Source organism: Curtobacterium sp. B18 (genome assembly GCF_000333375.1).
Lineage (GTDB): Bacteria > Actinomycetota > Actinomycetes > Actinomycetales > Microbacteriaceae > Curtobacterium.
Window position 1 is genome coordinate 1 of the sequence record NZ_BACZ01000718.1, and the last position, 4206, is coordinate 4206.

Here is a 4206-nt window from a genome sequence, read left to right on the forward strand (position 1 = left end):
CTCCCGTCGTGCGTCCGCTCGCGACTACCGCGCGGCGAGCTCCGCGACGATCCCGTCACCGGGTGCGGCGTCGACGAGGTCCGCCTCGATCTCCGCGTGCTCGAGGATGCCCTCGATCTTGCGACGACGGCTGCGCGGGACGATCGTGACGACGGTGCCCTCCTTGCCGGCACGACCCGTGCGGCCCGAGCGGTGCATGTACGCCTTGTAGTCGTCCGGGGCGTCGGCCTGCACGACCAGCGAGACGTCGTCCACGTGGATGCCACGGGCCGCGACGTCGGTCGCGACGAGGACGTTCACGCGACCGCTCGTCAGCAGCTGCAGGTTGCGCTGGCGCCGCGACTGGTTCAGGTCGCCGTGGAGCGAGGTCGCGCGGATGCCGGCGTCCTCGAACTGGTCGGCGAGCCGCTCGGCGTAGGCACGGGTCCGGGCGAAGACGATGGTCTTGCCGTCACCCGCGACGAGCTCCTCGAGCAGCTGGTCCTTCTGGCGCTGCTCGACCACGAGCACGCGGTGGTCGATCGTCGACGAGGCCTGGTCCTCACCGGCGACCTCGTGGACGCTCGGCTCGTGCAGGAACTGGGCGACGAGCGACGCGACCTGGGCGTCGAGCGTCGCACTGAACAGGAGCTTCTGCGCACGGTTGCCCTGGGGCGTGACCTCGGCGGTGGCGGAGAGGATCTCCTGCACCGGCTCGAGGAAGCCGAGGTCGCACATGTGGTCGGCCTCGTCGAGCACGGAGATGACGACCTCGCTGAGGTCGAGCTTCCCCTTGTTCATGAGGTCCTGGACGCGGCCGGGGGTGCCGACGATGATGTCGACGCCGCGCTCGAGGGCGCCCTCCTGACGGCCGTACGGCACGCCGCCGTAGATCTGCGTCGTGAAGAGGCCGACCGAGCGGGCGATCGGCTGCACGGTGCGGTCGATCTGCAGCGCGAGCTCGCGGGTCGGGGCGAGGATGAGCGCACGCGGAGCGCGACCCATCTTCCGCTTCGTGCCGCCGCCGTGCTCCATGAGCTTCTCGACGAGGGGTGCACCGAACGCGATCGTCTTGCCGGAGCCGGTGCGACCGCGGCCGAGGACGTCCTTGCCGGCGATCACGTCGGGGATGGTCGCCGCCTGGATCGGGAACGGGCTGGAGGCGCCGAGCTCGGCCAGGGCACGGGTGATGTTGCCACCGATGCCGAGGTCGCCGAAGGTCACGCCCTCGACGTCGGCTGCGACGGTGGCCTCGGCCTGGAGCTTCTCGAGCTTGACGTCGTCCGCGGGGACGAAGTGCCCACGGGCGCTGTCGTCGCGGTCGAACGAACGACGCGGACGGTCGTCGTCGCGACGGGGTGCGCGGTCGTCACGGTCGAACCGGCGCGGGGCACGGTCGTCACGGTCGAACCGACGCGGGGCACGGTCGTCACGGTCGAACCGACGCGGGGCGCGGTCGTCGTCGCGACGGGGAGCCCGGTCGTCACGGTCGAACCGACGCGGGGCACGGTCGTCGTCGCGACGAGGTGCGCGGTCGTCACGATCGAACCGACGCGGGGCGCGGTCGTCGCGGTCGAACGAACGACGCGGACGGTCGTCCTGGTCGCGGCGCGGAGCACGGTCGTCACGGTCGAACCGACGGGGCGCTCGGTCGTCGTCGCGACGGGGGGCGCGGTCATCGCGGTCGAAGCGACGCGGGGCACGGTCGTCACGGTCGAACCGGCGCGGGGCACGGTCGTCACGGTCGAACCGACGCGGGGCACGGTCGTCGTCGCGACGAGGTGCGCGGTCGTCACGGTCGAAGCGACGGGGAGCGCGGTCGTCGCGGTCGAACGAACGACGCGGGCGGTCGTCCTGGTCGCGGCGCGGCGCGCGGTCGTCGCGGTCGAACCGACGCGGGGCACGGTCGTCGCGGTCGAAGCGACGGCCACCGCGGTCGTCGCGCTGCGGGCGGCCCTGGCCACCGTCGCGCGGCTCCCAGTTCGGCCGGCTCGGGCGCTCGCCCTGTGCCGCACGGCCGCGACGCTCTTCGGCGTCCCAGCGCTGCTTCTGCCGCGGAGCCGACGGGTCGGCGGCGCGGAACCCGCGGTGCTTGCTGCTGCGAGCGGCAGGGGTGCCGTTCGGGTGACGGACACGGTCGGAGGCGCGGTTGTCCGCGCCGCCCTTGTTGTACGGGGCCATGACTACTTCCTCGGGTGCGCAACGTACCGCAGCGCCCGGCAGCGACATCGGCGGGGGCTTGCGTGCGGAGAGGGGGTTCTTCCCGTCGCGGATCGACGTGAATCCAGCCCTCGAGCAACACACACCCAGAAGAACACTCCGTGATCACAATGTCACGGTGTCGAAGGCCGACCGAGTGAGTCTACGCGATGGACGCGTCGCTGGCCAGCCCACCGCCGGGCCGGGGCCGCGGGGCGAGGGCGACCCGTGCCTCCTGGACGGACCCCGGGTCAGGACTCGGCGAGCCGCTGCCGTTGCTCGGCCACGTCGAAGTCCGCTGCGGGCCAGGTGAGCTGCATGTCCTCGAGCGTGCGGAGCAGGAGCTGCTGCACGGCGAGCCGCGCGTACCACTTGCGGTTCGCGGGGACGACGTACCAGGGGTTCGTCGCGGTCGAGGTGCGCTCGAACACCGTCTGGTAGGCGGCCTGGTAGTCGTCCCACAGGAGTCGCTCGTCGATGTCGCCCGGGTTGAACTTCCAGTGCTTGTCGGGGCGGTCGAGCCGCTCACCGAGGCGCTCGCGCTGCTCGTCCTTCGAGATGTGGAGCATGACCTTGACGAGGCTCGTGCCGGACGCGGCGAGCTCGTCCTCGAAGTCGACGATGGCCCCGTACCGGCGCTCGATCTCCTCGGGCGGAGCGAACGCCCGGACCTTCTGGATGAGGACGTCCTCGTAGTGGGACCGGTCGAAGACCCCGAGCTGGCCGGCACCCGGGAGCTGTCGTTCGATGCGCCAGAGGAAGTCGTGGTCGCGCTCCTCGGCGGTGGGCGCCTTGAACCCGGCGTAGTGCACGCCGTTCGGGTCCACCGCGCCGACGACGTGCGAGACGATGCCGCCCTTGCCCGCGGTGTCCATGGCCTGGAGCACGAGGAGCACGCGGCGCTGGTCGCCCGCGGTGGACGCGGCCCAGAGGCGCTCCTGCAGTGCGGACAGGCGGGAGGCGCCGGCGGCGAGCGCCTCGAGGCCGTCGATCTTCCGGCCAGGGAACCCCGGGGTGGCTTCCGGGCCCACCCGGTCGAGGCGGAACCCGTCCTCGACGCGGAGCAGCGGTTCGGGGTCGGCGTTCCAGGCCTTGCGACGGCTCACGGGTCCTCCTGCGGGGTCGCCCCCATCCTGGCACCGACGGGCGGATTCGTCCGGCGGGGCCGGGGCGGGGTCGTCGGGGCGCGGGGTCGTCGGGGGCGGGGGCGTCGGTGGGGCGGGGGTGTCGGTGGGGCGGGGTCGTGTGTGGTGCGGGGTCCTCCCGTGGGTGGACGACGGCCCGTGGCGGCCGGGTTACCGTTGACCTGATGAGGTCAGGCCGTCGCACGCTGCTCGCGCTCGTCGCCGCGGTCGTGGCGCTCGGCGCGGTCGCGTCGTGCAGCACGGACCCGGTCGGGGACGACAACCGGACGGTGACCGCCGGACCCGTCATCTACCCGCTGTCGCTCCGGTACCACGGCATCGACGTCGTCGCGGACGTGCCGTACGGATCGGACCCGTTGCAACGGCTCGACGTGTGCCTGCCGGCGGACAGCGCGCCGGACACCACGACGACGCCGACCCCGGCCGCGTCGGCCTCGGCCTCGGCAGACCCGGATGCGGACGCGGTCGGCCTGCGGGCCGGAGACGCCGTCGCGGTCGATGCACAGGCCCGAGACACCGGCGCGGGCGATGCGGCCGCCGGAGGCACCGTCGCGGGCGATGCGGTGGCCGGGGTCGCCGAGCAGGCGGCCGGGGGCACGCGGCCCGCCGTCCTGATGATCCACGGTGGGAGCTGGTCGCACGGCGACAAGGCGACCGCCGCCTACCGGTCCGTTTGCGAGTACCTGGCGTCCGAGGGCTTCGTCACCTTCAACGTGGACTACCGGCTCGCCCCGACGGACCCGTTTCCGGCCGGGCTCGACGACGTCCGACGGGCGCTCGACTGGGTGTTCCGGCCGTCGACGCTGTCCACGTACGACAAGGACCGGAAGCGGGTCGGGGTGTTCGGGGGCAGCGCGGGAGGGAACCTCGCGGCGATGCTGGC

At 72.9% G+C, this 4206-nt stretch carries 3 protein-coding genes; 1 reads left to right on the forward strand and 2 read right to left on the reverse strand.

All coding sequences use genetic code 11. From position 1 onward, the window contains the following. Nucleotides 1-24 precede the first annotated feature (24 nt). Nucleotides 25-2160 (reverse strand): DEAD/DEAH box helicase, encoded by a 2136-nt coding sequence (locus I5E_RS19145; RefSeq protein ID WP_031263213.1) that lies wholly within the window; start codon nt 2158-2160, stop codon nt 25-27. Between the two features lie 269 nt (nt 2161-2429). Continuing rightward, the gene (locus I5E_RS19150) at nt 2430-3284 is read right to left on the reverse strand and encodes a PPK2 family polyphosphate kinase (protein WP_022908406.1); all 855 of its coding nucleotides are present in this window, start codon (nt 3282-3284) and stop codon (nt 2430-2432) included. 203 nt (nt 3285-3487) lie between these two features. Between I5E_RS19150 and I5E_RS23015 the strand changes: the two genes are divergently transcribed. Further along, on the forward strand, nt 3488-4206 hold a 719-nt coding region (locus tag I5E_RS23015; RefSeq protein ID WP_148287057.1), incomplete at its 3' end, for an alpha/beta hydrolase.

Coding starts and splice junctions, on each gene's coding strand:
- I5E_RS19145 (WP_031263213.1), bottom strand. CDS start 2,160: ATGGCCCCGTACAACAAGGGCGGCGCGGACAACCGCGCCTCCGACCGT.